Consider the following 1,729-nt stretch of genomic DNA (forward strand, 5'->3'; position numbering starts at 1 on the left):
AGCTCGAGCAGTTCAGCGTCGTCCACCATGTCGCACTTGTTCAGGAACACGATGATGTACGGAACGCCAACCTGACGCGCCAACAGGATGTGCTCCCGCGTTTGCGGCATCGGGCCGTCGGCGGCCGAGCACACCAGGATCGCGCCGTCCATCTGCGCGGCACCCGTGATCATGTTCTTCACGTAGTCGGCGTGGCCCGGGCAATCGACGTGTGCGTAGTGGCGGTTCGCCGTTTCGTACTCGATGTGCGCGGTGTTGATCGTGATGCCACGTGCCTTTTCTTCCGGCGCCGCGTCGATTTCGTCGTACTTCTTCGCTTCGCCGCCGAACTTCGACGACAGAACCGTCGCGATGGCTGCCGTCAGCGTCGTCTTGCCGTGGTCAACGTGACCGATCGTACCGACGTTGACGTGCGGCTTGGTCCGCTCAAATTTTTCCTTGGCCATTTTCAACTCCCTTAAGGAATTTCACATGTTGCGCCGCGCGCAAACAGACACTGACAACTTGATGGTGCCCATGGGCAGGATCGAACTGCCGACCTCTCCCTTACCAAGGGAGTGCTCTACCACTGAGCCACATGGGCGAAACAAGTACTTACTACATGGAACGTGGAGCGGGTGAAGGGAATCGAACCCTCGTCGTAAGCTTGGAAGGCTTCTGCTCTACCATTGAGCTACACCCGCGCGGGCCACTTTACGATCCCTTACCGCTCTGCATGTCTTGGTGGAGGAGGTTGGATTCGAACCAACGTAGGCGTAAGCCAACAGATTTACAGTCTGCCCCCTTTAGCCACTCGGGCACCCCTCCGTAGAGAACTGACGATTATGGGGGCATGCAGACCTCGTGTCAAGCACCCTCGGAGATTTTTTATCGCCCCGCTGATACCGCCGTGCCGGCATGCCATGTCGATCGCCTCTCTCGGTGCGCTGTCCATCAATGCCCTGTAAAAGCATCGCGTCGCGCCGAATTCGATGACCGCAGCGAAAACTGCTCCCGCCCAGACCGTCGCTCCGATTTCCGTGAAAGCTCCCCGGAAAAACGGAAGACGCAAATCATAAGGGGTCGCGACGATTAAGCCAAGGGCTAAAGCACGTTTTCTGAAAATTTTTTGATGTCTCGTGCTTTGGGGCGCGGTCGGCCGAACGCTGCGGGCGCCGGAGAAGCAGCCGGTTGCGCTGGTGCAAAGGCGAGCACGGCCATCCAGCCGTGCTTGTGATGTTCTGGACGCCTTCCAGCGCCAAGACGCTAATTCGCTTCGGGCGGTCGGCATTGAGCCATGCGGCAGATGAAGCCTCTTGGATCAGCTCGTCGGAACGTCTCATCCAGCTCCCCCCTCGCCGTGAAGGTTGCTTTGCCCGCTACGCCGCCGAAACACTCGAGCGCTCTCCCACGTCATCCTCCGGGCCTGCGAAAGCTGCAGACGTGGCATACGCGCCCTCTACAAGCCAAAGCAAGGCTTGACGTACACGAACACGATTGATTCGACGGGAGATAGCGACTCGAGCTTGTTTGCATTGCACGCAATCGCCATGAGACCACTGGAGCGGGATCAGTAGTCGATCGATCCACCGGCTTGAATTTCATCAGGTTGTCGGCTCAGCTGAGGTGCGCTGATTGGATTGGTTTTCTGGCGGCTGAAAAGACAAAACCCCCGCTGCCTGGGGCAACGGGGGTTGTCATGAGGGAAGCCTGACGATTACCTACTTTCACACGGGCAATCCGCACTATC

Annotated in this window: 1 protein-coding gene and 3 tRNA genes; all 4 read right to left on the bottom strand. The window is 58.3% G+C overall.

Annotated features, from left to right (window positions below; all coding sequences use genetic code 11):
- On the bottom strand, positions 1 to 446 hold a 446-nt coding region (locus FB600_RS36970; protein WP_145758220.1), incomplete at its 3' end, for a GTP-binding protein.
- A gap of 62 nt (positions 447 to 508) precedes the next feature.
- A tRNA-Thr gene (locus FB600_RS36975) sits at positions 509 to 583 on the bottom strand.
- 26 nt (positions 584 to 609) lie between these two features.
- A tRNA-Gly gene (locus FB600_RS36980) sits at positions 610 to 683 on the bottom strand.
- A 38-nt stretch (positions 684 to 721) separates the two neighbouring features.
- A tRNA-Tyr gene (locus FB600_RS36985) sits at positions 722 to 807 on the bottom strand.
- Between the last annotated feature and the right edge of the window lie 922 nt (positions 808 to 1,729).

The sequence above is a fragment of the Burkholderia sp. SJZ089 genome (assembly GCF_007828315.1).
Classification (GTDB): Bacteria; Pseudomonadota; Gammaproteobacteria; order Burkholderiales; family Burkholderiaceae; genus Burkholderia; species Burkholderia gladioli.